Below are 24,807 nucleotides of genomic sequence, written 5' to 3'. Positions count from 1 at the left end.
CCCCTCGGCACCATGAGGCGGGTCGGCGTCTCCCGAGGGGGGATAACCCCACCCCGCGCCCGCGCCGCGTCGCCCCGCGCCCGCGCCGCGTCGCCCCGCGCCCGCGCCGCGTCGCCCCGCGCCCGCGCCGCGTCAGCGCGCCCGCCCCCGCCCCGCGCCACCCCGCGCGCCGCCCCGCCCTCCGCCGCCCCGGGCCCCCGTGCACGACGGAGGGCCCGTCCCCGGACACAGGTCCGGGGACGGGCCCTCCCGCCTTTCCTCAGCCCGCCTCAGGCCGGCCGCGCCCGCCACGGCAGCTCCGCCGTGATCGTCGTCGGACCGCCCTCGGGGGAGTCCACCACCAGCAGTCCGTCGACCGCGCCGAGCCGCTCCGCGAGCCCCGCGAGGCCCGTCCCGGAGCCGTCGAGCCGCGCCCCGCCCCGCCCGTCGTCCCGGACCTGGAGCAGCAGCCGGTCCTCCGTCCGCCACACCTCCACCGACGCGGTCCGCGCCCGCGCGTGCTTGGACACGTTCTGGAGCAGCTCCGAGACGGTGAAGTACGCGATCCCCTCGATCGCCTCCGCGGGCCGCTCGCCCAGGTCCACCGACACCGCCACCGGCACCGTGCACCGGCCCGCCAGCGAGGACAGGGCCGCGTCGAGCCCCCGGTCGGTCAGCACCGCCGGGTGGATGCCCCGCGCCAGGTCCCGCAGCTCCTGGAGGGCCAGCTTCACCTCGCCGTGCGCCTCCGCGACCATCGCCGCCGCCGCCTCCGGGTCCTCGTGCAGCTTCTCCTTCGCCAGGCCCAGGCCCATCGCGAGCGCCACGAGCCGCGCCTGCGCCCCGTCGTGCAGGTCCCGCTCGATCCGCCGCAGGTCCGCCGCCGCCGTGTCCACGACCACGCCCCGGTCCGACTCCAGCTCGACGATCCGCCGCTCCAGCTCGTCCGAGGGCGAGAGCAGCCCCCGCACCATGGCCCGGTCGGCCGCCGCCAGGCCCCGCGCGATGAACGGCAGCACCGGCCACAGCGCCACCAGGGACACCAGCGTCACGGAGAAGGCGAACACGCCCCACGGCAGCCGGATCAGCCCGTACAGCTGGGTCCGCCAGGCCACCGGGTCCGTCAGCCGCGTCCACAGCCAGGGCAGCGCCCCGCCCGCGCGCGGCAGCCGCGAGGGCTCGGCGACGTCCAGGTCGAGCAGCCGCCGCGCCCGCGCCCGCTCGGACCGGCCGATCCCGCGCACCCCCGCGAGCCCGGCCGCCAGCAGCGGCAGGCCGATCACGGTGACGGACAGGGCGGCGCCGACGGACACGGTGGTCACCGCGTAGACGAAGCCCACGAGGGCGGCGGGCAGGTCGAGCAGGAGGAAGGCGATCTCCCCCCAGGTCTCCTTCCCGTACGCGGTCCGCCGCCGCGCGGGCGCGGAAGCCGAAGCCGAAGCGGAAGCCGAAGCGGGCGCGAGCACGTCGGGGGAGTCCCCCGGGGGGTCCGCACGGAGGCCCGTGCGGGGCTCCCCCGTGCGGGAGGAGGGGGCGAGGCGGTGATCGGCGGTCATGTCCCCAGCCTGCCGTCCCCCACCCCCTCGGGGCCATGGGGGAGGTGGGTGTCGGGCCCGGGGGATAACCCCACCCGCGCCTGCTTACGCTCCTTTTAGCCGGGCCTGGGGCAGGGCCTAGACTCGCGTCCGTAAAAACGGCAGCGAGGGACCGAGGGGCGGACGTGCGCGCACCGACCGTAATCGCGGCGGACCATTTCGATACGTACTCCGTCGTCGGCCTGCTCGCCGTCGTCGGCGTCCTCTTCGTGGCGGTCGCCTTCGGAGCCGGGCGGCTGCTCCGGCCCGTCGTGCCGACCCCGGAGAAGCTCCTCACCTACGAGTGCGGCGTCGACCCGGTGGGGGAGGGCTGGGCCCACACCCAGGTCCGCTACTACGTCTACGCCTTCCTCTACGTGATCTTCGCCGTGGACTCCGTCTTCCTCTTCCCCTGGGCGACGGTCTTCGCCGCGCCCGGCTACGGCGCCACCACCCTCGTCGAGATGTTCGTCTTCCTCGGCTTCCTGGCCGTCGGGCTGCTCTACGCGTACAAGAAGGGCGTCCTGACATGGGCGTAACACCCGAAGGGGGCGCCGTGCCCCTGCCCGCCCCGAAGCTCGGGACGCTCTCCCGGCTGGCCCCCGAACCCATGAAGGTGGTCCTCAACTGGGGCCGCCGCTACAGCCTGTGGGTCTTCAACTTCGGCCTCGCCTGCTGCGCGATCGAGTTCATCGCCGCGTCGATGGCCCGCCACGACTTCATCCGGCTCGGCGTGATCCCCTTCGCGCCCGGCCCCCGCCAGGCCGACCTGATGATCGTCTCCGGCACGGTGACGGACAAGATGGCCCCGGCGGTGAAGCGGCTCTACGAGCAGATGCCCGAGCCGAAGTACGTGATCTCCTTCGGCGCCTGCTCCAACTGCGGCGGCCCGTACTGGGACTCGTACTCCGTCACCAAGGGCGTCGACCAGATCATCCCCGTCGACGTGTACGTCCCCGGCTGCCCGCCCCGCCCCGAGGCGCTCCTCCAGGGCATCCTCAAGCTCCAGGAGAAGATCGCCCGCGAGAACCTGGGCGAGCGGTACGGCTCCGGCGCGACCGTCGCCCAGCTGACCAGCCCCCTCGTCACGCCCCCGGGAGCCGAGGCATGAGCGCCGACGACCTGTACGCGACCCTCCCGGACGCGGTGACGGACGTCTTCGGCCCGGAGGCCACCGCCGGGCACGCGTACGACCTCCTGACCGTCGACGTCCCGCCGGCCGCCTGGACCGACGCGCTCCGCACGGCCCGCGACACCCTCGGGTGCACCTACTTCGACTGGCTGAGCGCCGTCGACGAGCCCGGCACCGGCTTCCTGGTCTGCGCCCACGTCGCGGCCGTCGGCGACGGCGCCCCCCGCCGCCTCCTGCTCCGCACGACGGTCCCCCACGGGGCCCCGTCGCTGCCGACCGCCATCCCCGTCTACCCGGGCGCGGCCTGGCACGAGCGCGAGACGCACGAGATGTTCGGCGTGGCCTTCGAGGGCCACCCGAACCTCACCCCCCTGCTCCTCCCCGAGAACTTCGAGGGCCACCCCCTCCGCAAGGACTTCGTCCTCGCCGCCCGCGTCGCCAAGGCGTGGCCCGGCGCGAAGGAGCCGGGCGAGTCCCACGACGGCGGCCCCAAGCGCCGCCAGATGCTCCCGCCCGGCGTCCCCGACCCCAACGAGTGGGGCCCCCTCAAGGGCCAGCTCCCCCCGGCCCCCGAGCGCCCCACCCGCGGCGCCGCCGACCGCCCCCGCCGCACCCGCACGGCGGCGGAAGGCTCCGCGGGCCAGGACGCCCCGGCGGCCCCGCCCCGCCGCACCCGCTCCGTCTCCGAGGGCTCGGCGAGCCAGACGCCCCCGGCCTCCCCCGAGACCCCGGCCTCCCCCGGAACCCCGGAAGCCGCCGCCGCCTCACCGCGCCGCACCCGCTCCGCCTCCCAGGGCTCGGCGAGCCAGACGGCCCCGGAGACCCCGGCGTCCCAGGAGCCCCCGGCCCCCGGCGCCCGCCCGCCCCGCCGCACCCGCTCCGCCTCGGAAGGCTCCGCGAGCCAGACCCCGCCGCCCCCGGCGACCCCGGCGGCCCCCGAGGCGTCGGCGGCCCCCGCCGCCCCGCGCCGCATGCGCTCCGCGAGCCAGGGCTCCGCGAGCCAGGCGGCCCCGGACGGCGGGACGCCCGCGGCCCCCGCGCCGCCCCCGCGCACCCGCAGCTCGGACGCCCCCTGGCACCACGCCCGCCCTGCGTTCGACGAGACCCCGGAACCGGCCGCGCCCGAGGACGAGCCCCCGGCGGACGGCCCCGCGCCGGACGCGAAACCCGGCACCGACCCCGTACCGGACGCGAAACCCGCCGCGCCCGAGCCCGGCGCCGAGCCCGACCGGGACCCCGGCACCCACCCCGGACCCGACCCCGACACCCACCCCGACCCCGCCGGAGGCGATCCCGCGTGAACGACGCACTCGACGTCGCCGTCCGGTTGCTGCTCGTCTTCGTCGCGTTCCTCGTGCTGCCGCTCGTCGTCGGACAGACCGAGCACAAGGTCATGGCCCACATGCAGGGCCGCCTCGGGCCCATGTACGCCGGCGGCTTCCACGGCTGGGCCCAGCTCGTCGCGGACGGCGTGAAGTTCGCGCAGAAGGAGGACGTCGTCCCGAAGGACGCGGACCGGCGGGTCTTCCAGCTCGCGCCGGCCGTCGCCCTCCTCCCGTACCTCCTCGTCCTCGTCGCGATCCCGGTCGCACCCGGCTCCGTGGGCGCGGTCGTCGACGCGGGGATCTTCTTCGCGCTCGCCGTCATGGGCGTCGGCGTCCTCGGCAGCCTGATGGCCGGCTGGGCGTCCGCGAACAAGTTCTCGCTGCTCGGCGGTCTGCGCACGGCCGCCCAGCTGCTCGCCTACGAGCTGCCGATGCTGCTCGCCGCCGCGTCCGTCGCGATGGCGGCCGGCACCGTCTCCCTCACCGGCGTCCTCGACGCCTTCGAGTGGTGGTGGGTGCCGTGGCAGATCGTCGGCGCGCTCGTCTTCTTCGTCGCGGGCCTCGCCGAGCTCCAGCGGCCCCCGTTCGACATGCCGGTGGCCGACTCGGAGATCATCTTCGGCGCGTACACCGAGTACACCGGCCTCCGCTTCGCGCTCTTCCTGCTCGCCGAGTACGCGGGCATCGTCGTCCTCTGCGGCCTCACCACCGTCCTCTTCCTCGGCGGCTGGCACGGCCCCTGGGGCGCGGACGGCCTCGGCTGGGTCTGGACCCTCCTGAAGACGGCGGCCCTGGCCTTCGTCGTGATCTGGCTGCGGGTCTCCTACCCGCGCCTGCGCGAGGACCAGCTCCAGAAGCTCGCCTGGACGACCCTCGTCCCGCTCGCCCTCGCGCAGATCGCGCTCACCGGCATCGTGAAGGTGGCGATCAGCTAGATGTCCCCGAAGATCCCCGGCTCCGGCCTCGCCAAGGGCCTCGCCGTCACCCTCCGCACGATGACCCGCACGTCGGTCACCGCGCAGTACCCGGACGCGCAGCCCGAGCTGCCGCCCCGCTCGCGCGGGGTGATCGCGCTGTTCGAGGAGAACTGCACGGTCTGCATGCTGTGCGCCCGCGAGTGCCCCGACTGGTGCATCTACATCGACTCCCACAAGGAGACCGTCCCGGCCGCCGCCCCCGGCGGCCGCGAGCGCAGCCGCAACGTCCTCGACCGCTTCGCCATCGACTTCTCCCTCTGCATGTACTGCGGGATCTGCATCGAGGTGTGCCCCTTCGACGCCCTCTTCTGGTCGCCGGAGTTCGAGTACGCCGAGACCGACATCCACGAGCTGACCCACGAGCGCGACAAGCTCCGCGAGTGGATGTGGACCGTCCCCGAGCCGCCCGCGCTCGACCCGGCGGCCGAGGAGCCCAAGGAGATCGCCGCCGCCCGCAAGGCCGCCGAGAAGGCCGCCACCGCGGCGGCCCAGGCCGCCCAGCAGCAGGAGGGCCCGCAGTGAACCTGGCAGCCCAGGCGGCCCAGACCGCCCAGAGCCCCGGCTTCCTCTCGCCCTCCGGCGTCGAGGTCGCCTTCCTCCTCGTCGGCCTCGTCACCCTCGGCGCCGCCGTCGTCTCCGTCACCACGAAGCAGCTGGTGCACGCCGCCCTGTGGCTGGTGGTCGCGCTCGGCGGACTGGCCGTCGAGTACCTCCTCCTGACCGCCGAGTTCATCGCCTGGGTCCAGGTCCTGATCTACGTCGGCTCGGTCGTCGTCCTCCTCCTCTTCGGCCTCATGCTCACCAAGGCCCCCATCGGCCGCTCCCCGGACGCCGACTCGGCCAACCGGCCGGTCGCCCTCGCCGTGGCGACCGCCGCCGCCGCGGCCCTCGTCTGGGTGGTCGCCGACGCCTTCCGCACCACCTGGATCGAGCTGGACGGGCCCGCGCGGGGCACCACCGGGGTGACCGGCGAGATCCTCTTCCGGCACTGGGTGCTGCCCTTCGAGGCGCTCTCCGTGCTGCTGCTCGCCGCCCTGGTCGGCGCCATCGTCCTGTCCCGCAAGAAGCCGGAAGGGGAGCGGGACTGATGCACCTCGCCTACCCCGCCGTCCTCGCCGCGCTCCTGTTCTGCGTCGGCCTGTACGGCGTCCTCGCCCGCCGCAACGCGATCCTGGTCCTGATGTCGCTCGAGCTGATGCTCAACGCCGTCAACCTCAACCTGGTCGCCTTCGACGTCTGGCTCCGCGACGCCCTCCACGCCGGCCAGGCCCTCACCCTCTTCACCATCGCCGTCGCCGCCGCCGAGATCGGCATCGGCCTCGCCATCGTCCTGATGGTGTACCGCAACCGGGGCACGGCCGACGTCGACCGCCTCCGCGACACGGCGGAGGCCCCGCGGGGCACCGACGAGAAGGCCGAGGCCGCCGCGTGACCACCACGACCCTCGCCGTCCTCGTCCCCCTCCTGCCCTTCCTCGGTGCCGCCGCCGGCCTGGCGGTCGGCCGCACCGCCCCCGGCTTCGTCCGTCCGCTCGCCGTCCTGCCGACGCTCGCCGCCGCCGTCCTCGCCGTCCTCGTCGCCGTCCGCCAGGGCGGGAACACGGTGATCGAGGCGAGCACCGAGCTCACCCCCACCGGCTCCGTCCCCCTCACCCTGGGCCTCCACATCGACGGCTTCGCGGCGCTCGTCGCCGTCCTCGTCGGCGTGGTCGCGAGCTGCGTGCAGATCTACTCGACCGGCTACCTCCGCGACGACCCGCGCTACCCCTCGTACGCGGCCCTCGTCTCCCTCTTCACCGCCGCGATGCTCCTCGTCGTCTACTCCGGCGACCTGATGGTCCTGCTGGTCGGCTGGGAGATCATGGGCATCTGCTCGTACTTCCTCGTCGGGCACCACTGGGAGACCCCCGAGGCGCGCTCCGCCTCCCTGAAGGCGTTCCTCGTCACCAAGCTCGGCGACGTGCCCTTCCTCTTCGGGCTCTTCGCGCTCGCCGCCGACGCGGGCACCTTCCGCATCGACGGCATCCTCGCCACCGTCGCCAGCGGCGGCCTCGACCACCCCACCGTGGTGGCGCTGCTGCTCCTCGCGGGCGTCGCGGGCAAGTCCGCGCAGTTCCCGCTGCACACCTGGCTCCCCGACGCCATGGCCGGCCCGACGCCGGTCTCCGCGCTCATCCACGCGGCCACCATGGTCGCCGCCGGCATCTACTTCGTCGCCCGGCTCCTGCCGGTGTTCGCCGCCTCCGCCGCCGCGCTGACCGTGCTCGCCGTGACGGCGGCGGTCACCATGGTCGGCTCGGCGCTCGCCGCGCTCGCCCAGGACGACATCAAGCGGGTCCTCGCCTACTCGACGATCGGCCAGCTCGGCTACATGGCGGGCGCGCTCGCCGTCGGCGACCGGGGCGCCGCCCTTTTCCACCTCCTGTCCCACGCCGCCTTCAAGGCGCTGCTCTTCCTCGCCGCGGGCGCGGTCATCCACGCCGCCGGCACCAACTCGCTCACCGCCATGTCCCGGACGGGCGGCCTGGCGAAGCGGATCCCCGACGCGTACTGGACGATGACCGTCGCCCTCCTCGCGCTCGCCGCGATCCCGCCCTTCGCCGGCTTCTTCTCCAAGGAGGCCGTCCTCGTCGCCGCCGAGCACACCGCGCTCGGCGACCGGCCCGGCGTCCCCGCCGGGGCCGGCTGGACCGTCCTCGCCGCGGGCCTGCTGACCGCGCTCCTCACCGCCGCGTACGCGCTCCGCCTCTGGCTGCGCGCCTTCCGCGGCCGGGGCGCCGAGGCCCCCGACCACGGCCGCCAGCCGATCGCCATGACGAGCGTCCTGTGGGTCCTCGCGGTCCCGTCCCTCGGCTTCGGCCTCGGCGCCTTCGTCCTGGACGACTGGTTCGACGGCGAGCCGCTCACCCCGACCCTCACCACCGCCGTCCTCGGCACCGGCCTCGCCGTCGCCGGCGGCGCCGTCACCTACGCCGTCTGGCGCACCCTCGCCGCCCGGGCCGTACCCGCCGCCCCGGCCCCGCACGTCGCCCACCCGGACGCCGACGCGGGCCTGGTCGAGGCCGAGGCGCTGCACCTGCCGCACCCCGCCGAGGACCCGGCCGACCCCGGCCGCGCCCTCCTCGGGCCGCTGCACGGCCCGGCCGCCGACGGCTTCCGCCTGGACGCCCTCTACGCCAGGGCCTTCGTCCGCCCGGTGCTCGCCGCCGCCTCCCTGGTCCGCTTCCTGGACCGCGAGGTCGTCGACACCTACGTGCGCGGTGCCGCGGGCACCGCCAAGGGGCTCGGGTGGCTCGTCCGCCGCGCCCAGACCGGCAACGTGCAGACCTACCTCAGCGCCCTGCTCGCCGGCTCCGTCGTCCTGGCGATCGCTGCCGTCGCCCTCGCCAACGCCTTCGCCGGAGCGTGACAGCCGTGATCGACATCAGCGAATCCGTGATGCAGACCCTGCTCGTGATCGTCGTCGCCGGGCCGCTGCTCGGCGCCGCCGCCGCGCTCCTGCCCGCCCCGCCCGGCCTGAAGGGGAAGTCCCCGGAGCAGGCCGTGCTCCGGCACGGCGTCACCGTCACCGGCGTGGTCCTCCTGGCGGCGGTCGTCCTCGCCCTGGGCTTCGACCACGACCACCCCTCGCGGATGCAGGCCACCACCGACGTCGGCTGGATCCGGGCCCTCGACGTGCGGATCCACCTCGGCGTCGACGGGATCTCCCTGCCGCTCCTGGTGCTGACGGCGCTGCTGACCTTCCTCTGCGCCCTGTACAGCTACTTCAAGACGCCAGCGGGCCCGTCGCCGAAGGCGTTCGTCGCGCTGCTGCTCGTCCTGGAGGCGGGCACCCTCGCCACCTTCGCCGTCCTCGACCTGGTGCTGTTCTTCCTCGCCTTCGAGATGGTCCTCGTCCCGATGTACTTCCTCATCGCCCGCTGGGGCGGCGAGGGCCGCACGGCCGCCGCCGGGAAGTTCGTCCTCTACACCCTGCTCGGCTCCGTGGTCATGCTGCTGGGCCTGCTGCTCATCGGCATCAAGGCGGGCACCTTCGACATGGTCGCGCTCGCCGACCGGGGCGGCCGCGGCCTGACCACCTCGGTCCAGGTCACCGCCGTCCTCGCGATCGGCCTCGGGCTCGCCGTGAAGACCCCGATGTGGCCGCTGCACTCCTGGCTGCCGGACGCCCACACCGCCGCCCCCACGGTCGGCTCGGTCCTCCTCGCCGGCGTGCTCCTCAAGATGGGCACGTACGGCTTCGTCCGCATCGCCCTGCCCGTCGCCCCCGACGGCATGCACGCCCTCGCCCCCTACCTGGCCGCCTTCGCCGCCGCCGGCATCGTCTACGGCTCGCTGGCCTGCCTCGCCCTCGCGCGGCCCGGCGCCAAGGGCGACCTCAAGCGGCTCATCGCGTACTCCTCCGTCGGCCACATGGGCTTCGTCCTCCTCGGCATCGCCACCCTGACCCCCACCGGGGTCAACGGCGCGCTCTTCGCCAACATCGCCCACGGCCTCATCACCGGCCTCCTCTTCTTCCTCGTCGGCGCCCTCAAGGACCGCTACGGCACCGCCGACCTCGACACCCTCGCCGGGGCCACCGGCGCCGCCCTCTACGGCCGCGCCCCCCGCCTCGGCGCCCTCCTCGCCTTCGCCGCCGTCGCCTCCCTGGGCCTGCCCGGCCTGGCCGGCTTCTGGGGCGAGATGCTCGCCCTCTTCGCCGCCTTCGACCCGGCCGAGGGCCTGAACCGGGCCGCGTACCTCGTCTTCATGGCCCTCGGCGGCCTCGGCACCCTGCTCACCGCCGCGTACCTGCTGATCGTGGTCCGCCGCGTCTGCATGGGCGGCCCCCGGCCCGCCGGGGAACCGGAGCTCGCCGACGTCCAGCCGTACGAGCTGGCCGCCTGGACCCCGCTCGTCGCCCTCACCGTCCTCGCCGGACTCTGGCCCGCGGTCCTCCTCGGCCTCACCGACCCGGCCGTCCAGCAGCTCCTCGCGGGAGGCACCCAGTGATGTCGGCCACCACCTCGCTCGTCCAGTCCGTCGACTGGGCGACGATCGCGCCCCCGACCCTCACCGCCCTGGTCGCCCTCGGCGTCCTCGTCGCCGACCTCTTCGTCCCGCAGGAGCGCAAGCAGCTCCTCGGCTGGATCTCCCTCGGCGGCCTCGCCGCCGCCCTCGCCCTGCTCCTCCCGCTGCGCGCCGGAGACCGCGCCACCTTCTGCCTCACCGCGGGCGCCCGGGCCGACAGCGCCGCGCAGACCGCCGGGTGCAGCTACACCGCCGACCACTTCACCCTGGTCGTCCAGCTCCTCGTGCTCGGCGGCGCCCTCCTCACCGCCCTGCTCTCGCTGCCCGCCACCCGCAAGGAGCTCCCGGCCGGCGAGTACTGGTTCCTGCTGCTGTCCTCCGCCGCCGGAGCCGCCCTGCTGCCCGCCTCCCGCGACCTCGCCACCCTCGTGGTCGCCCTGGAGGTCGCCTCGCTGCCCGCCTTCGCGCTCGTCGGCCTCAAGCGCGGCGACCGCCGCTCCGGCGAGGCCGCCCTCAAGTTCTTCCTCTCCTCGGTGACCGCCACCGCCGTCACCCTCCTCGGCGCGAGCTTCGTCTACGCCGCCACCGGCACCCTCCACCTCACCGAGATCGCCGCCCGCCAGGGCGAGGTCCCCGGGCAGCTCCAGACCCTCGCCGAGGCCGGCGTCGCCCTCACCCTCGTCGGCTTCGCCTTCAAGATCGCCGCCGTCCCCTTCCACTTCTGGGTCCCCGACACCTACACCGGCGCCCCGCTGCCCGTCGCCGCCTACCTGTCGGTCGTCGGCAAGGCCGTCGGCCTCACCGGCCTCATCCTGGTGACGGTCGTCGCCTTCCCCTCGTACGCCGACGTCTGGGGCCCCGCCCTCGCCGTCCTCGCCGCCCTCACCATGACCGCGGGCAACGCCGCCGCCCTGCGGCAGGACCCCGCCCGCGAGGGCAGCGCGGTCCGGCTGCTCGCCTGGTCCTCCGTCGCCCAGGCCGGCTACCTCCTGGTGCCGATCGCCGCCGCCGCGTACTCCGGCGACGGCCAGGTCGGCGCCACCGTCGCCTACGCCCTCATGTACGCCGTCGTGAACCTCGGCGCCTTCGCGGTCGTCGCCCTCGTCGCCCGCACGCACCCCGGCAAGCGGATCTCCGACCACACCGGGCTCTACGCGACCGGCCCCGCCGCCGCCCTCGCGCTCGCCTTCTTCCTCCTGAATCTGGCCGGTTTGCCCCCGGGTATCATCGGCCTCTTCGCCAAGGTGACCGTCTTCTCGTCGGCCGTCGACGCGGGCCTCGGCTGGCTGGCCGTGGTCATGGGCGTCAACGTCGTCATCGGCCTCGCGTACTACCTGCGGTGGACGGCCCTGCTGTTCCGCACGCCGGAACACGCGGCCCCGGAGGCCGGGCACCGGGCCCCCGCGCCCGTCACCCTGGCGATCGTGCTGACCGCCGCCGCCGGAGCCGTCCTGTCGGGCTACCCGCAGTTCGCCCTCCGCTTCGCGACGACCGCACTGTTCTGACCCCCCACGTGACCTAGGAGCAACACCCCGTGCTGAACGGATTCAAGGACTTCATACTTCGCGGGAACGTCATCTCGATGGCCATCGGACTGGCCGTCGGCACCGCGTTCACCGCCGTCGTCACCGGTTTCAGCAAGGCGTTCATCACCCCGCTCATCGGTCTCGCCACCGGCTCCGTGGGCAACTTCAACGACGCGCAGTTCCACGTCGGCAAGACCGTCTTCCCCTACGGCCTGGCGATCTCCGCCACCATCGCGTTCCTCATCACCGCCGCCGTCCTCTACTTCCTGATCGTCGCCCCGCTCGCCAAGGTCCAGGCGCGGTTCGCGAAGGAGGAGGCCGCCGACCCCAAGGCCGAGAAGCGCGACTGCCCCCGCTGCTTCACCGAGATCCCGGCCATCGCCTCCCGCTGCGCCCACTGCACCAGCGAGGTCGAGCCGGTCGCCACCGAGCTGGAGAAGCTCTCCGTCCCCGCCGCCCGCTGACCCGGCCGGAAATCACCCGAACGGCGCAACATGCTCCCGGTGCGGCCGGGGGAACCGCAGCCTCCCGCCTGGCGTTGACCAGTACGGAAGGGTCCACTGGACGCGTGGACGACCAAGCAAAGGGTTCCCCTGCCGCACCACTTGGAGGGCGTACCGTGCACCGCCGGCACAACGGGCTGAGGACCGCCGTACTCCTCGGAGGGCTCTCGGCCCTCATCATCGTCATCGGCAGCTTCTTCGGGCGTACGGGCCTGATCGTCGGCCTCGTCGTCGCGATCGGCACCAACGCGTACGCGTACTGGAACAGCGACAAACTGGCACTGCGGGCCATGAGGGCCCGCCCCGTCAGCGAATTCGAGGCCCCCGCCCTCTACCGGATGGTGCGGGAGCTCTCCACGCAGGCCCGCCAGCCCATGCCCCGCCTCTACATCTCGCCGACCCAGGCGCCCAACGCCTTCGCCACCGGACGCAACCCGCGCAACGCGGCCGTCTGCTGCACCGAGGGCATCCTCGCGATCCTCGACGAGCGCGAGCTCCGCGGCGTCATCGGCCACGAGCTGAGCCACGTCTACAACCGGGACATCCTCATCTCCTCGGTCGCCGGAGCCCTCGCCTCCGTCGTGATGTTCCTGGTCAACTTCGCCTGGCTGATCCCCGTGGGCCGCTCCAACGACGACGAGGGCCCCGGCCTCCTCGGCTACCTGCTGATCGTCATCCTGGGCCCGATCGCCGCCTCGATCATCCAGCTCGCCATCTCCCGCTCCCGCGAGTACGAGGCCGACGCCTCCGGCGCCCAGCTCACCGGCGACCCGCTCGCCCTCGCGAGCGCCCTCAGGAAGCTCGAAGCCGGCACCAAGCAGCTCCCGCTGCCGCCCGAGCCCCGGATCGAGACCGCGAGCCACATGATGATCGCGAACCCCTTCCGCCCGGGCAGGGGACTCTCCAAGATGTTCTCGACCCACCCGCCCATGGCCGAGCGGATCGCTCGCCTCGAAGAGATGGCAGGTCGCCGCCCGTGAAGACCGTCCTCAACGTCATATGGCTCGTGCTCTCCGGCTTCTGGCTGTTCCTCGGCTACCTCCTCGCCGGAGTGCTGCTCTGCATCACGATCATCGGCATCCCCTTCGGCCTCGCCGCCTTCCGCATCGGCCTCTACGCCCTCTGGCCCTTCGGCCGCACCGTCGTCGACAAGCCCGGCGCAGGAGCCGCCTCCTGCGTCGGCAACGTCCTCTGGCTGGTCCTCGCCGGCTGGTGGCTCGCCATCGGCCACATCGTCACCGGCATCGCCCTGTGCATCACGATCATCGGCATCCCGCTCGGCATCGCGAACTTCAAGCTCATCCCCGTCTCGCTGCTGCCGCTCGGCAAGGACATCGTCCCCACCGACCAGGCGTACGGCCGGCCCGGCTTCTGACCCCGGCCGCCCCCGTGCAGAACCCGCGCTACGCCCTGCTCCACGGCCGCCACGCCGTAGCCCTCTGCCACGACGTCCGCGGCCTCTACGGCGACGCCGCCCCGCCGCCCCGCGTCCGCCACGAACTGCGCGGCTGCGAACCGCGCGGCGAACTGGCCCGCGCCGTCACCCAGGCGATCGTCGAGGGCACCGCCCCGCTCGGCACCCTCGACGTCGCCACCCACGACGCCGCCTGGCGGCTCACCGCCGTCCGCGTCCTCGGCGCCCGCGGCGACGTCGTCACCGTCGAGTCCGCGGGCCCGCCCCGCCGCCTCCACGACGCGCAGGGCGCGGTCCCCTGCGGCAACCTCGTCCGGGTCTCCCCCGAGCCCCCCGAGGAGCTCACCCACGGCCGGGTCACCTTCCTGGGCTGCTCCCCGCGCGGCGCGCTCCGTGACGTCCTGGACGCCGGCGCGACGGGCTTCGGCCCCGTCCGCTACGAGGTCCTCGACCGGGCGGGCGGCGCCCAGCACGAGGCGGAGGCCGGCCGGGTCACCGCCGTCGGCGCCTCCCGCTTCCACCGCGGCCTCCTCGACCTCACCCTCGCCTTCCCCCGCACCGGCCTGATCCCGCCGGGGACCCGCGAGGTCTGGGACCTCTTCCACCGCCACCGGACGCCCCCCGGGCCCGGCACCTGGCGCCGCTTCACCGGCCCCGCCCGCGCCGCGTGGCTGCGCCAGGCCGCCCGCCGCTCCCACGACCTGCCGGAACCCGCCCCCGGTGCCACCTACGAGATCGACGGCCGGGACGTCACCGACGCCCAGGCCCTCGTCTGCGCCGTCACCGAGGCCGTCCACGGCCCCGGCCTGGCCTATCCCTTCGACACCCCGCGGGCCCTCGGCGCGGAACTGTCCGGCCGCACCCTCGTCTGGCACCACGCCGACGTCGCCCGCGCCTGCCTCGGCGTCACCCCGCTCCTCGCCGAACCCCGCCCGGCCACCTTCCAGGAATGGGTGGACGGCCTCAGGGCCGCGGGGGTGCGGGTCGTCCTCGACTGACCGCGTACGCCACCACCCCGACCGCGAGCACTCCCGCCCCGGCCAGCACCGAGGCGAGCGGCAGCGCCGCCGCCAGCGCCCCGCACCCGGCCAGCCCCAGCACCGCCAGGGGCCGGTGGCGGCGGCCCAGCGTCCACGCCGAGGCGTTCGCGATCCCGTAGTAGACGAGGACCCCGAAGGACGAGAAGCCGATGGCGCCCCGCACGTCCGCCGTCGCCGCCGCCACGGCCACCACCGCGCCCACCGCCAGCTCCGCCCGGTGCGGCACCCGGAAGCGGGGGTGGACGGCGGCCAGACCGGCGGGCAGGTACCCGTCCCTGGCCATCGCCAGCGTCGTACGGGACACCCCGAGGACCAGCGAGAGCAGCGAGCCCAGCGCCGCCACTGCGGCCCCCGCCGCCACCACCGGCACCAGCCGGGATGAGCCCGCCGCCCGGACCGCGTCGGCGAGCGGCGCGGGGGAGTGGGCGAGCGCGAGCGGCCCGAGGACGAGCAGCACGGCCACCGCCACGAGGGCGTAGACGACGAGCGCGATCCCCAGCGCGAGCGGCACCGCCCGGGGGATCGTCCGGGCCGGATCGCGCACCTCCTCGCCGAGCGTCGCGATCCGCGCGTACCCCGCGAACGCGAAGAAGAGCAAACCCGCCGCCTGGAGCACCCCGCCCGCCGCGACCTCCCCGCCGAGCCCGGGGCCGCCTTCCGGGACGCCCGCGAAGGAGACCGTGACGACCGCCGCGAGCACCGCCAGGACACCCGCCACGATCACCCGGGACAGCAGCGCCGACTTCTGGACGCCCCGGTAGTTCACGGCCGTCAGGGCCACCACCGCGGCCACCGCCACCGCGTGCGCCCGCTCCGGCCACAGATAGCCGCCCACGGTCAGCGCCATCGCCGCGCAGGAGGCCGTCTTGCCCACCACGAAGGCCCACCCCGCCAGGTACCCCCAGAAGGGACCGAGGCGTTCGCGACCGTACACATAGGTCCCGCCGGACTCCGGGTACAGCGCGGCGAGCCGGGCCGAGGCCATCGCGTTGCAGTACGCCACCACCGCGGCGACGCCGAGCGCGGTCAGCAGCCCCGCGGCGCTCCCGGCCGCGCCCGCCGCCGGGGCGAGGGCGGCGAAGATCCCGGCGCCGACCATGGCGCCGAGCCCGATGACGACGGCGTCGGGGACGCCGAGGGACCGGCGCAGTGGTGTGGTCACGGTCGGCCCGTCTCCCGCAGGGTGATGTTGAGCCGCCCGGTGAGCCCGAGCGACGGATCGGCCGTCCCAGGAAACACCCTCGGCACGCCGTGGTACACCCAGCGGGACTCCCGGCCGAAGACGAACAGGTCCCCGGACGCCAGCTCCACGTCGGTCCACGGCCGCCCGCGCCCCTCGGAGTTGCCCAGCCGGAAGACGCACCGGTCGCCGAGGCTCAGCGACACCACGGGCGCCCCGGACCGCTCCTCCTTGTCCTGGTGCATGCCCATCCGGGCGCCGTCGCCGTAGAAGTTCACCAGCGCGGTGTCGGGCGCGAAACCGCCGTCGGAGCCGTACGCCTCCGCCACCGCCGCCCGCCCCAACGCGACCAGCCACTCCGGCAGTTCGACGACGACCGAGTCGAGGTAGCGGTACGGCACCCACGTCCGGCCCAGGCACAGCGACCGCACCGACATCACGCCCCCGCCGGGCAGCACGGTGTGCCGGTACGCCAGCGGCCCGCGCCCGAACTCCCGGCAGGCTGCGACCAGTTCCCGCTGCCGGCCGAGCGGCAGCCAGCCCGGCACGTGCACCGCCCCGGGCGCCGGCTCCGCCCGCTCGCGCGGGAACAGCCCCTCCGTCACGCCAGGGCCCCCTCCAGGTCCAGCAGCGACCGCTTGCGCTCCGGCCCGGCCGCGTACCCCCGCAGGGTCCCGTCCGCGCCGATCACCCGGTGACAGGGTCGCACCACGAGCAGCGGATTGCGCCCGATCGCGGTGCCCACCGCCCGCACCCCGGCCCCGGCGACCCCGACCCGCCGCCCGATCTCCCCGTAGCTGACGGTCGCCCCGTACGGGATCTCCTCCAGGGCCGCCCACACCCGCCGCTGGAACTCCGTCCCCGCCTCCCGGTCCAGCGGCAGCCCGAACCGCTCCCGCCGCCCGGCGAAGTACTCCTCCAGCTGCCCCGCGGCCTCCGCGAAGGCCCCCTGGTCCCGCACCCAGCCGTCCCCGACCGCCGCGCCGCCCTTCTGCCCGGGCAGCGAGAGCGACCGGAGCACGGCACGGCCCCCCGCCGAGAGCCGCCCGGTCAGCAGCATCTCGCCCAGGGGGCCGTCGGCGTACGCGTACACGGTGATGTCGTCCATGCCCCCAGTGTGCGAGCCCCACCGGGGCGGACGCTGGCGGCTTTCGGACACGGGCGTGGACGGACCGCGAAGGGTCAGCGGTAGTTCACGAACTGGATCGCGAAGTCGAAGTCCTTGCCCTTGAGCAGCGCCTGCACGGCCTGGAGGTCGTCCCGGCTCTTCGAGCTGACCCGCAGCTCGTCGCCCTGCACCTGCGCCTTGACGCCCTTGGGGCCCTCGTCCCGGATGGCCTTCGCGACCTTCTTGGCGTTCTCCTGGGAGATGCCCTCCTGGACCGAGGCGAAGAGCTTGTACTCCTTGCCGGACAGCTGCGGCTCGCCCTCGACCTCCAGCGACTTCAGCGAGATGCCCCGCTTGATCAGCTTGGACTGGAAGATGTCGAGGATCGCCTTGACGCGCTCCTCACCGCTCGCCTGCATCAGGATCTTCTCGCCCGACCAGGAGATCGAGGCGTTGGTCCCCTTGAAGTCGTAGCGCTGGGAGATCTCCTTCACGGCCTGGTTGAGGGCGTTGTCGACCTCCTGCCGCTCGACCTTGGAGACGATGTCGAAACTGGAGTCGGCCATGACTCGTGGCTCCTTGCTCGGATGCTGTGGGGTACCCCCAAAGCCTAGGGGGTGCGCCCCGGCCCCCGGCTCCGATCACCCGCCGGTCAATCCGGTGGCGAACCACCCCCCGGGATCAGGTATTGTTTTCCTCGTTGCCGGGGAACACCGCGGAAAAGTGGTGGGCCAGGGCAGCGAACCCATGGCGATGTGCCCGAGTGGCCAATGGGAGCGGACTGTAAATCCGTCGGCTTAGCCTACCCAGGTTCGAATCCTGGCGTCGCCACGTGAAGAAGGTCCCCGGTGTTCTCACCGGGGACCTTCACTCGTTTCCGGGGGCCTTTCCCCGTGCGGGTCAGTTCCCGGCCACGTCCTTCGCCGCGACCATCACCGGCGTCGGGCCCGTGACGAGCTCCAGGGTCAGGCCGGCCGTGCCCGGGGACTCCACCAGCTCGGCGAGGACCGCCGCCACGTCGTCCCGGGGGACCGTGCCGCGGCCCGTACGGGCCTCCAGCCGGACCAGGCCCGTGCCGGCGTCGTCGAGGAGCGTCCCGGGGCGCAGGATCGTCCAGTCCAGGCCCGTACGGGCCCGCACCGCGTCGTCCGCGGCGCCCTTCGCCCGCAGGTACGCGTCGAAGACCTCGTCGCCCGGACGGTCCGCGTCCGCGCCCATCGACGAGACGACCACGAAGCGCCGCACCCCCGCCCGCTCCGCCGCGTCCGCGAACAGGACCGCCGCCCCGCGGTCCACCGTGTCCTTCCTGGCCGCTCCGCTGTCCGGGCCCGCGCCCGCCGCGAAGACGGCCGCGTCCGCGCCCTCCAGGGCCGCCGCGACCTCCTCCACCGACGCCGACTCCAGATCCAGCACGACGGGTTCGGCCCCCGCCGTCCGCAGGTCCTCCGCCTGCTCCGGGCGGCGGATCAACCCGACCGCCTCGTGTCCGCCCGCCGAGAGCAGCCGCTCCAGGCGCAGGGCGATCCGACCGTGTCCTCCAGCGATGACGATGCGCATGCTCCGACCGTACGGCTCAGCGGGCCGCCGGGCCTCCCGGATCGGTCCGCGCCTGCCGCGGCAGGTCCAGCGCCGCCGCCGAGTCGCAGTACTCCCGCACCGCGCTCGTCCGCGCCACCACCCGCCCCCGGTGCACCACGATCCGGCTGTACGCCAGCGACAGCACGCCCGCGAGGCGCTCCCCGCGCACCGCCAGCAGCTCCGCCGGGAAACCCGCCTCCACCCGCACCTCCGGAAGGCCCATCGCCTCCCGCGCCCGCGCGGACACCGCCCCGTACGCCTCGGCCGGCCCCAGCCCCTCCTGCGAGGCCAGCAGGAAGGCCGCCTCCAGCGGATCGCCCCGCCCCACCGGATTCGCCGCGTCCCGCAGCGCCCCGCCGCCCGCCGCGAGCCGCACCCCCGCCGACCGCAGCAGCCGCACCGGCGCCGTGCCCCGCAGCTCCGTCCCCGCGCAGCCGCCCTGCGGCAGGCACACCACCGTCGCCCCGGCCGCCGCCAGCCGCTCCGCCGCCCGGCCCGCCACCTCCTCCGGCAGCCGCCCGAGCCCCGCGCACGGCCCGACCGCCACCCCGGGCCGCAGCCCCGCGGCCATCGCCGCGAGCCGCGCGAGGCGCGCCGGATCGCCGCCGTCCGTGTGCAGGTCCACCGGCACCCCGTGCTCGGCCGCCACCTCCAGGACCGCCTCCACGTACCCCGCCGGATCCGGGTCCAGGTCCGGCCGGCCGCCGACCACCCCGGCGCCCATCTTCACCGCGTCCCGCAGCATCGCCAGGCCGTCCGCGCCCGCCGCCCCGGTGAGCAGCCGCGGCACCGCCACCGCCGTCAGGTCCGCCAGGCCGCGCAGCGAGCGCCGGGCCCGGAGCACCGCACCCAGCGGCCCCAGCCCGTGCACCCCGCCGATCCCGACGTGCGCCCGCAGCGCCGTCGCCCCGTGCCCGAGCTGGAGCAGCGCGGCCTCCGTGGCCCGCCGCTGCACCTCCTCGGGGGCGTACGGGACGGGGCCGGGGCCGTCCGCGGAGAGCGCCGTGTCGGCGTGCGCGTGCGGCTCGGCCGGCGCGGGCAGCAGCAGGTGGCCGGTCAGGTCCACCCGGGCGCCCGTGGTGCTCAGGCTCCCCGCCGTGCCGACGGCCTCGATCCGGCCCCGTCCCAGCCGGACGTCCACGGTCCGCCCGTCCGTCAGCCGCGCGTTCGACAGCAGGAGCGCGTGCGCGTCCTCGGTGGCCGCGCCCCGGCCGTCGTCGGAGGGCTGTCGGGGCTGCTTGCTGTCGGCTGACATCGGTGCTCCTCCTGGCTCGCGACCGGCTCGCCGACCGGCTCACCAAGATCGAGTTCACGCAGCGTGGGGCAGAGCCTAGGGGCGCCCGGAGCCGCCTTCGAGGAGGAGCGCAATAGTCGTACCGATGAGTCCACGAGTGGCGTACGGGGCGCCCGGGGAGGCCCCGGCGGAGGCCCCCGCGAAACGGATTTGGGTGATGGGCCGGAGACCGTGTAATGTCTTCCTCGCTCGCCCCAATAGCTCAGTCGGCAGAGCGTCTCCATGGTAAGGAGAAGGTCTACGGTTCGATTCCGTATTGGGGCTCTGGTGAAGGGAATCCCGCCTCCGGGCGGGGCTACCAACATCAAAGCGGTGTAGCTCAGTCGGTAGAGCAAGCGGCTCATAATCGCTGTGTCACCGGTTCAAGTCCGGTCACCGCTACACACGGTAGCCGATTGTGGGGTCGGTCCTGCGATCGGCTACTCTTTCATGCGTTCATCCATCCCATCCGTCCGTCAAGGAGCACTCACGTGGCTGCCACCGACGTCCGCCCGAAGATCACGCTGGCCTGCGTGGAGTGCAAGGAGCGGAACTACATCACCAAGAAGAACCGGCGTAACAACCCGGACCGTCTTGAGATGAAGAAGCACTGCCCCCGCTGCAACTCGCACACCGCGCACCGCGAGACGCGCTAATCAGGCTCGTTCACGAGGCCGTCCCCACCAGGGGGCGGCCTCGTGGCGTTTCCCGGCACGCCCGCACTATCGGCAAAAGATCCAGCAGGAGGTATCGAGGCCATGGCGCTCGACCAGTCCTTCGTGGGCCGGACCTATCCGCCCACCCCGGCCTATGAGGTCGGCCGCGAGAAGATCCGCGAATTCGCCGAGGCGGTCGGCGACGCGAATCCCGCGTACACCGACCCCGAGGCGGCCAAGGAACTCGGCCACCCCGACGTGATCGCCCCGCCGACTTTCGTGTTCGCCATCACGTTCAAGGCCGCCGGACAGGTCATCGAGGACCCGCAGCTCGGCCTCGACTACAGCCGCGTCGTCCACGGCGACCAGAAGTTCGCCTACACCCGGCCCGTCCGCGCCGGCGACCGCCTCTCGGTCACCTCCACCATCGAGGCGATCAAGTCGCTGGCCGGCAACGACATCCTGGACATCCGCGGCGAGGTCCACGACGAGACCGGCGAGCACGTCGTCACCGCCTGGACCAAGCTCGTCTCCCGCGCCCCCGAGGGGATCTGACCATGACCGCGAAGATCGCCTACTCCGAGGTCGAGGCCGGCACCGAGCTGCCCGCGCAGACCTTCCCCGTGACCCGCGCCACCCTCGTCCGGTACGCGGGCGCCTCCGGGGACTTCAACCCCATCCACTGGAACGAGAAGTTCGCCGTCGAGGTCGGTCTCCCCGACGTCATCGCCCACGGCATGTTCACCATGGCCGAGGCGATCCGCGTCGTCACCGACTGGGCGGGCGACCCCGCCGCCGTCGTCGAGTACGGCGTCCGCTTCACCAAGCCCGTCGTCGTCCCGGACGACGGCGTCGGCGCCGTGATCGAGGTCTCCGCCAAGGTCGCCGCCAAGCTGGACGACAACCTCGTCCGCGTCGACCTGACCGCCACCAGCGCCGGGCAGAAGGTGCTGGGGATGAGCCGGGCGGTCGTCCGGCTGGCGTGACAGCCGCTTCGTTTCACGCGCTGAACGTCTCGTTCGGCGCGTGAAACGTATTCTTGGGCCCGTGCAGCAGCTCAAGGACGCCCCCCTCGCCCCCCTGACCACCTTCCGGCTCGGCGGTCCCGCCACCCGGCTCGTCACGGCCACCACCGACGACGAGGTGATCGCGGCGGTCCGCGAGGCCGACGCCTCCGGGACCCCGCTGCTCGTCATCGGCGGCGGCTCCAACCTGGTCATCGGGGACAAGGGCTTCGAGGGCACCGCCCTGCACATCGCCACCACCGGCTTCTCCCTCGACGGGACCCGCCTGGAGCTCGCCGCGGGCGAGGTCTGGACGGACGCGGTCGCGCGGACCGTGGAGGCGGGGCTCGCGGGCGTCGAGTGCCTGGCCGGCATCCCCGGTTCGGCCGGTGCCACCCCGATCCAGAACGTCGGCGCGTACGGGCAGGACGTCTCCGCCACCATCAGCGAGGTCGTCGCGTACGACCGCCGCGCCGAGGAGACCGTCACCCTCACGAACGACCGGTGCGCCTTCTCGTACCGGCACAGCCTCTTCAAGGAGCACCCCGAGCGGTACGTCGTGCTGCGGGTCCGCTTCGAGCTGGAGGACGCGGGCGGGATGTCGGCGCCGATCGCGTACCCGGAGACCGCCCGCGCCCTCGGCGTGGAGGCCGGCGACCGGGTGCCGCTCGCGACGGCCCGCGAGACCGTCCTGCGGCTGCGCGCGGGCAAGGGCATGGTCCTGGACCCCGAGGACCACGACACCTGGTCGGCGGGCTCCTTCTTCACCAACCCGATCCTCACGGCGGCCGAGTACGAGACCTTCCTCACGCGCGTGGCCGACCGCCTCGGCCCCGACGTCGCGCCGCCCGCCTACCCGGCGGGGGAGGGCCGCACCAAGACCTCCGCCGCCTGGCTCATCGACAGGGCCGGCTTCACCAAGGGGTACGGCTCCGGTCCCGCCCGCATCTCCACCAAGCACACCCTCGCCCTGACGAACCGCGGCGAGGCCACCACCGAGGACCTCCTCGCCCTCGCCCGCGAGGTCGTCGCCGGCGTCCGGGACGCCTTCGGCGTCACCCTCGTCAACGAGCCGGTGACGATCGGCGTCCGGCTCTGACCCGCCCTCAGTAGGCGACGCCCACGCCCTGCCGCACCGTCGACGGGTCGTCGAGGGCCGCGAGCATCGCGTGGGCCGCGTCCGCGCGGGCCAGGGTGCGGCCGCGGGGCGGGGTGCCGCCGACGACCGTGCGGTAGCGGCCGGTGAGCGGCCCGTTCGTCAGCCTGGGCGGGCGGACGGAGGTCCAGTCGGCGGCGCCGGCGGCCAGCTCGGACTCCATGACCCGCAGGTCGGCGTAGACGTCCTTCAGGACGCTGCCGACCACCGCGAGGACGGCCTTGTCGAGCAGCCCCTCGCCGGCCGCGGCCGGTCCCACGGGGGCCGCGCTGACCACGACGAGCCGCCGCACGCCCTCGGCCTCCATCGCGGCCAGCACCGGGCGGGTCAGCCGGGCGGCGATGCCGCCGGCCGCGTCCGCCCTGCTGCGGGCGCCCAGGCCCGAGAGCACCGCGTCCCGGCCGGCGACCGCGGGGCGCAGGGCCTCGGCGTCGCCGAGGTCGGCGCGGTGGACCACCAGGCGTTCCCCGGCCACCGCGAGGCGCGCGGGGTCCCGCACGACCGCCGTCACCTCGTGGCCGGCCCCCAGGGCCTGCCGGACGATCTCCTGACCGATGCCGCCGGTCGCACCGAAGACGGTGAGCTTCATGACGCAGCCTCCCGGGTGGGTGAGTACTCACTCACCCCAGGGTGGGTGGATACTCACTCACACGTCAAGCCTGTGTGGAGGGTGCATGGAACAGAAGCCGACCCGGGCCCGGATCGTCGACGCCGCGCGTGACCTCATGGGCACCCTGGGCCTCGCCCGCACCACCACCAAGGAGATCGCCAGGGCGGCGGGCTGCTCGGAGGCCGCGCTCTACAAGCACTTCGACAGCAAGGAACAGCTCTTCCTCACCGTCCTCACGGAACGGCTCCCGCGGCTCGGCGGCCTCCTGGAGACGCTCGCCGACGACCCCGGCGACCGCACCGTCGAGGAGAACCTCACCGAGATCGCCCGCCGGGCCGCCCTCTTCTACGAGCAGACCTTCCCGATCGCCGCCTCGCTGTACGCCGAACCCCGGCTCAAGGCGCGCCACGACGCCGGCATGCGGGAACTGGACGCCGGGCCGCACAAGCCCATCGAGGGCCTCACCGCCTACCTCGCGGCCGAGCAGCACCGCGGCCGCATCGGCCCCGACGCCGACCCGCGGGCCGCCGCCGCCCTCCTCCTCGGCGCCTGCGTCCAGCGGGCCTTCGCCTACGGGACGACCCCGGAGGGGGAGCCCCCGCAGTCGCCGGACGCCTTCGCGGAGGCGATCGCCCGCACCCTGATGAGGGGCCTCAGCTAGCCAGCCAGTCGTCGATCCCGGACAGCAGCTTCGCCCGTACGCCCTCCGGGGCCGCGGAGCCCCTGACCGACTGCCGGGCCAGCTCCGCCAGTTCCGCGTCCGTGAAGCCGTGGTGGCGGCGGGCGATCTCGTACTGGGCGGCGAGGCGGGAGCCGAAGAGGAGGGGGTCGTCGGCGCCCAGGGCCATCGGGACGCCCGCCTCGAACAGGGTGCGCAGGGGGACGTCCTCGTGCTTCTCGTAGACGCCCAGGGCCACGTTCGACGCGGGGCACACCTCGCAGATCACGCCCCGCTCGGCGAGCTTCCGCAGCAGCCGCTCGTCCTCCGCCGCCCGCACGCCGTGCCCCACGCGGGCCGCCCGCAGGTCGTCCAGGCAGTCCCGGACCGAGGAGGGGCCGGTCAGCTCGCCGCCGTGCGGGGCCGCCAGGAGACCGCCCTCGCGGGCGATCGCGAAGGCCCGGTCGAAGTCGCGGGCCATGCCCCGGCGCTCGTCGTTGGAGAGCCCGAAGCCCACCACGCCCCGCTCCGCGTACCGCACGGCGAGCCGGGCCAGCGTGCGGGCCTCCAGCGGGTGCTTCATGCGGTTCGCCGCGACCAGGACGCGCATCCCGAGCCCGGTCTCCCGGGAGGCCGCGTCCACCGCGTCCAGGATGATCTCCAGGGCCGGGATCAGACCGCCCAGGTGCGGCGCGTACGAGGTGGGGTCGACCTGGATCTCCAGCCACCCGGAACCGTCCCGCACGTCCTCCTGCGCCGCCTCCCGCACCAGCCGCCGGATGTCCTCCGGGGCGCGCAGGCAGGAGCGGGCGATGTCGTACAGCCGCTGGAAGCGGAACCAGCCGCGCTCGTCGGTCGCCCGCAGCTGCGGAGGCGTCCCGCCCTTCAGCGCGTCCGGCAGGTGCACCCCGTACTTGTCGGCCAGTTCGAGGAGGGTCGAGGGCCGCATCGAACCGGTGAAGTGCAGGTGCAGATGGGCCTTGGGCAACAGGGTGAGATCGCGGGGGTGCTCCATCGCCCGATCCTGCCTTACCCGAATGGCGGTATGCACGGCGATTCCCCGATCGATACCCGCCCGAACGCAAGAACGGGCCCCGGTTCCTCG

The 24,807-nt window shown here is 74.3% G+C and carries 28 protein-coding genes and 3 tRNA genes; 22 read left to right on the top strand and 9 right to left on the bottom strand.

Annotation, left to right across the window (positions count from 1 at the left end; all coding sequences use genetic code 11):
- Nucleotides 1–269: 269 nt before the first annotated feature.
- Complete coding sequence (locus IE326_RS08960) at nt 270–1,535, bottom strand: sensor histidine kinase (protein WP_190041226.1); 1,266 nt, start codon at nt 1,533–1,535, stop codon at nt 270–272.
- A 164-nt stretch (nt 1,536–1,699) separates the two neighbouring features.
- On the opposite strand from IE326_RS08960, the gene IE326_RS08955 reads away from it, so the two are divergent.
- From IE326_RS08955 to IE326_RS08890, 14 genes are all read left to right on the top strand, one after another.
- Nucleotides 1,700–2,092 carry an NADH-quinone oxidoreductase subunit A gene (locus IE326_RS08955; protein ID WP_030761505.1) on the top strand — a complete coding sequence of 131 codons (393 nt, stop codon included), beginning with the start codon at nt 1,700–1,702 and terminating at the stop codon, nt 2,090–2,092.
- Nucleotides 2,083–2,664 (top strand): NADH-quinone oxidoreductase subunit B, encoded by a 582-nt coding sequence (locus tag IE326_RS08950; protein ID WP_030761508.1) that lies wholly within the window; start codon nt 2,083–2,085, stop codon nt 2,662–2,664. Before IE326_RS08955 ends, IE326_RS08950 begins: the two co-directional genes overlap by 10 nt.
- Nucleotides 2,661–3,986: an NADH-quinone oxidoreductase subunit C gene (locus IE326_RS08945; protein ID WP_190041225.1), complete on the top strand. Its 1,326-nt coding sequence runs from the start codon at nt 2,661–2,663 to the stop codon at nt 3,984–3,986. Before IE326_RS08950 ends, IE326_RS08945 begins: the two co-directional genes overlap by 4 nt.
- Nucleotides 3,983–4,945: a complex I subunit 1/NuoH family protein gene (locus IE326_RS08940; protein ID WP_150230669.1), complete on the top strand. Its 963-nt coding sequence runs from the start codon at nt 3,983–3,985 to the stop codon at nt 4,943–4,945. Before IE326_RS08945 ends, IE326_RS08940 begins: the two co-directional genes overlap by 4 nt.
- Complete coding sequence (locus IE326_RS08935) at nt 4,946–5,509, top strand: NuoI/complex I 23 kDa subunit family protein (protein WP_150230672.1); 564 nt, start codon at nt 4,946–4,948, stop codon at nt 5,507–5,509. It begins immediately after the preceding gene.
- Nucleotides 5,506–6,075, top strand: a complete 570-nt coding sequence (locus IE326_RS08930) for an NADH-quinone oxidoreductase subunit J family protein (protein WP_229915253.1) — start codon at nt 5,506–5,508, stop codon at nt 6,073–6,075. Before IE326_RS08935 ends, IE326_RS08930 begins: the two co-directional genes overlap by 4 nt.
- Nucleotides 6,075–6,419 (top strand): NADH-quinone oxidoreductase subunit NuoK, encoded by a 345-nt coding sequence (nuoK, locus tag IE326_RS08925; protein ID WP_190041224.1) that lies wholly within the window; start codon nt 6,075–6,077, stop codon nt 6,417–6,419. Before IE326_RS08930 ends, nuoK begins: the two co-directional genes overlap by 1 nt.
- A complete protein-coding gene (locus tag IE326_RS08920) occupies nt 6,416–8,395 on the top strand; it encodes an NADH-quinone oxidoreductase subunit 5 family protein (RefSeq protein WP_190041223.1) in 1,980 nt (659 codons plus the stop codon). Before nuoK ends, IE326_RS08920 begins: the two co-directional genes overlap by 4 nt.
- Before the next feature lie 29 nt (nt 8,396–8,424).
- On the top strand, nt 8,425–9,978 hold the full coding sequence (locus IE326_RS08915) for a complex I subunit 4 family protein (protein ID WP_190042186.1): 1,554 nt from the start codon (nt 8,425–8,427) through the stop codon (nt 9,976–9,978).
- A complete protein-coding gene (locus IE326_RS08910) occupies nt 9,978–11,501 on the top strand; it encodes an NADH-quinone oxidoreductase subunit N (RefSeq protein ID WP_150230678.1) in 1,524 nt (507 codons plus the stop codon). Before IE326_RS08915 ends, IE326_RS08910 begins: the two co-directional genes overlap by 1 nt.
- 29 nt (nt 11,502–11,530) lie before the next feature.
- Complete coding sequence (mscL, locus tag IE326_RS08905) at nt 11,531–11,986, top strand: large conductance mechanosensitive channel protein MscL (RefSeq protein ID WP_150230681.1); 456 nt, start codon at nt 11,531–11,533, stop codon at nt 11,984–11,986.
- Between the two features lie 155 nt (nt 11,987–12,141).
- Nucleotides 12,142–13,005, top strand: coding sequence for a zinc metalloprotease HtpX (htpX, locus tag IE326_RS08900; protein ID WP_190041222.1), 864 nt, complete (start codon nt 12,142–12,144; stop codon nt 13,003–13,005).
- Nucleotides 13,002–13,400 carry a YccF domain-containing protein gene (locus IE326_RS08895; protein ID WP_150230684.1) on the top strand — a complete coding sequence of 133 codons (399 nt, stop codon included), beginning with the start codon at nt 13,002–13,004 and terminating at the stop codon, nt 13,398–13,400. The genes htpX and IE326_RS08895 overlap by 4 nt, the downstream gene beginning before the upstream one ends.
- 14 nt (nt 13,401–13,414) lie before the next feature.
- A complete protein-coding gene (locus IE326_RS08890; RefSeq protein WP_190041221.1) occupies nt 13,415–14,437 on the top strand; it encodes a hypothetical protein in 1,023 nt (340 codons plus the stop codon).
- On the opposite strand, the gene IE326_RS08885 is transcribed toward IE326_RS08890, so the two are convergent.
- The 4 genes from IE326_RS08885 to IE326_RS08870 all read right to left on the bottom strand — a co-directional run bounded on the left by IE326_RS08885 (nt 14,403) and on the right by IE326_RS08870 (nt 17,333).
- On the bottom strand, nt 14,403–15,641 hold the full coding sequence (locus IE326_RS08885) for an APC family permease (protein WP_190041220.1): 1,239 nt from the start codon (nt 15,639–15,641) through the stop codon (nt 14,403–14,405). The two genes, IE326_RS08890 and IE326_RS08885, sit on opposite strands and share 35 nt — an antisense overlap.
- Nucleotides 15,638–16,264: an alpha-ketoglutarate-dependent dioxygenase AlkB family protein gene (locus tag IE326_RS08880; RefSeq protein WP_190041219.1), complete on the bottom strand. Its 627-nt coding sequence runs from the start codon at nt 16,262–16,264 to the stop codon at nt 15,638–15,640. Before IE326_RS08880 ends, IE326_RS08885 begins: the two co-directional genes overlap by 4 nt.
- The gene (locus IE326_RS08875) at nt 16,261–16,767 is read right to left on the bottom strand and encodes a methylated-DNA--[protein]-cysteine S-methyltransferase (protein WP_190041218.1); all 507 of its coding nucleotides are present in this window, start codon (nt 16,765–16,767) and stop codon (nt 16,261–16,263) included. The genes IE326_RS08880 and IE326_RS08875 overlap by 4 nt, the downstream gene beginning before the upstream one ends.
- Nucleotides 16,768–16,841: 74 nt before the next feature.
- Nucleotides 16,842–17,333 carry a YajQ family cyclic di-GMP-binding protein gene (locus IE326_RS08870; protein WP_030757368.1) on the bottom strand — a complete coding sequence of 164 codons (492 nt, stop codon included), beginning with the start codon at nt 17,331–17,333 and terminating at the stop codon, nt 16,842–16,844.
- A gap of 183 nt (nt 17,334–17,516) precedes the next feature.
- Here IE326_RS08870 and IE326_RS08865 point away from each other — a divergent pair.
- Nucleotides 17,517–17,598 (top strand) — tRNA-Tyr (locus IE326_RS08865).
- 69 nt (nt 17,599–17,667) lie between these two features.
- On the opposite strand, the gene IE326_RS08860 is transcribed toward IE326_RS08865, so the two are convergent.
- Both IE326_RS08860 and IE326_RS08855 read right to left on the bottom strand, forming a co-directional pair.
- Nucleotides 17,668–18,324 carry an SDR family oxidoreductase gene (locus tag IE326_RS08860; RefSeq protein WP_150230692.1) on the bottom strand — a complete coding sequence of 219 codons (657 nt, stop codon included), beginning with the start codon at nt 18,322–18,324 and terminating at the stop codon, nt 17,668–17,670.
- A gap of 16 nt (nt 18,325–18,340) precedes the next feature.
- Entirely contained in the window at nt 18,341–19,600 is a 1,260-nt protein-coding gene (locus IE326_RS08855) for an amidohydrolase family protein (protein WP_190041217.1), read from the bottom strand.
- Between the two features lie 230 nt (nt 19,601–19,830).
- Here IE326_RS08855 and IE326_RS08850 point away from each other — a divergent pair.
- The 6 genes from IE326_RS08850 to IE326_RS08825 all read left to right on the top strand — a co-directional run bounded on the left by IE326_RS08850 (nt 19,831) and on the right by IE326_RS08825 (nt 22,377).
- Nucleotides 19,831–19,903: transfer RNA gene (locus tag IE326_RS08850), tRNA-Thr, on the top strand.
- A gap of 44 nt (nt 19,904–19,947) precedes the next feature.
- Nucleotides 19,948–20,020: transfer RNA gene (locus IE326_RS08845), tRNA-Met, on the top strand.
- 89 nt (nt 20,021–20,109) lie between these two features.
- The gene (rpmG, locus tag IE326_RS08840; protein WP_003956487.1) at nt 20,110–20,274 is read left to right on the top strand and encodes a 50S ribosomal protein L33; all 165 of its coding nucleotides are present in this window, start codon (nt 20,110–20,112) and stop codon (nt 20,272–20,274) included.
- Between the two features lie 102 nt (nt 20,275–20,376).
- Entirely contained in the window at nt 20,377–20,829 is a 453-nt protein-coding gene (locus tag IE326_RS08835; RefSeq protein WP_150230695.1) for a MaoC family dehydratase N-terminal domain-containing protein, read from the top strand.
- A 2-nt stretch (nt 20,830–20,831) separates the two neighbouring features.
- Nucleotides 20,832–21,260, top strand: a complete 429-nt coding sequence (locus tag IE326_RS08830) for a MaoC family dehydratase (protein WP_190041216.1) — start codon at nt 20,832–20,834, stop codon at nt 21,258–21,260.
- Nucleotides 21,261–21,321: 61 nt separating this feature from the next.
- Complete coding sequence (locus IE326_RS08825) at nt 21,322–22,377, top strand: UDP-N-acetylmuramate dehydrogenase (RefSeq protein ID WP_190041215.1); 1,056 nt, start codon at nt 21,322–21,324, stop codon at nt 22,375–22,377.
- Nucleotides 22,378–22,384: 7 nt separating this feature from the next.
- Here IE326_RS08825 and IE326_RS08820 read toward each other — a convergent pair whose 3' ends face one another.
- Nucleotides 22,385–23,023, bottom strand: coding sequence for an NAD(P)-dependent oxidoreductase (locus IE326_RS08820; RefSeq protein WP_190041214.1), 639 nt, complete (start codon nt 23,021–23,023; stop codon nt 22,385–22,387).
- An 85-nt stretch (nt 23,024–23,108) separates the two neighbouring features.
- On the opposite strand from IE326_RS08820, the gene IE326_RS08815 reads away from it, so the two are divergent.
- Nucleotides 23,109–23,705 (top strand): TetR/AcrR family transcriptional regulator, encoded by a 597-nt coding sequence (locus IE326_RS08815; RefSeq protein WP_190041213.1) that lies wholly within the window; start codon nt 23,109–23,111, stop codon nt 23,703–23,705.
- Here IE326_RS08815 and IE326_RS08810 read toward each other — a convergent pair.
- Nucleotides 23,698–24,717, bottom strand: coding sequence for an adenosine deaminase (locus IE326_RS08810; protein WP_190041212.1), 1,020 nt, complete (start codon nt 24,715–24,717; stop codon nt 23,698–23,700). The two genes, IE326_RS08815 and IE326_RS08810, sit on opposite strands and share 8 nt — an antisense overlap.
- Nucleotides 24,718–24,807 lie beyond the last annotated feature (90 nt).

The sequence above is a fragment of the Streptomyces filamentosus genome (assembly GCF_014654895.1).
Taxonomy (GTDB): domain Bacteria; phylum Actinomycetota; class Actinomycetes; order Streptomycetales; family Streptomycetaceae; genus Streptomyces; species Streptomyces filamentosus.
This window is presented reverse-complemented; position numbering and strand designations above follow the sequence as displayed.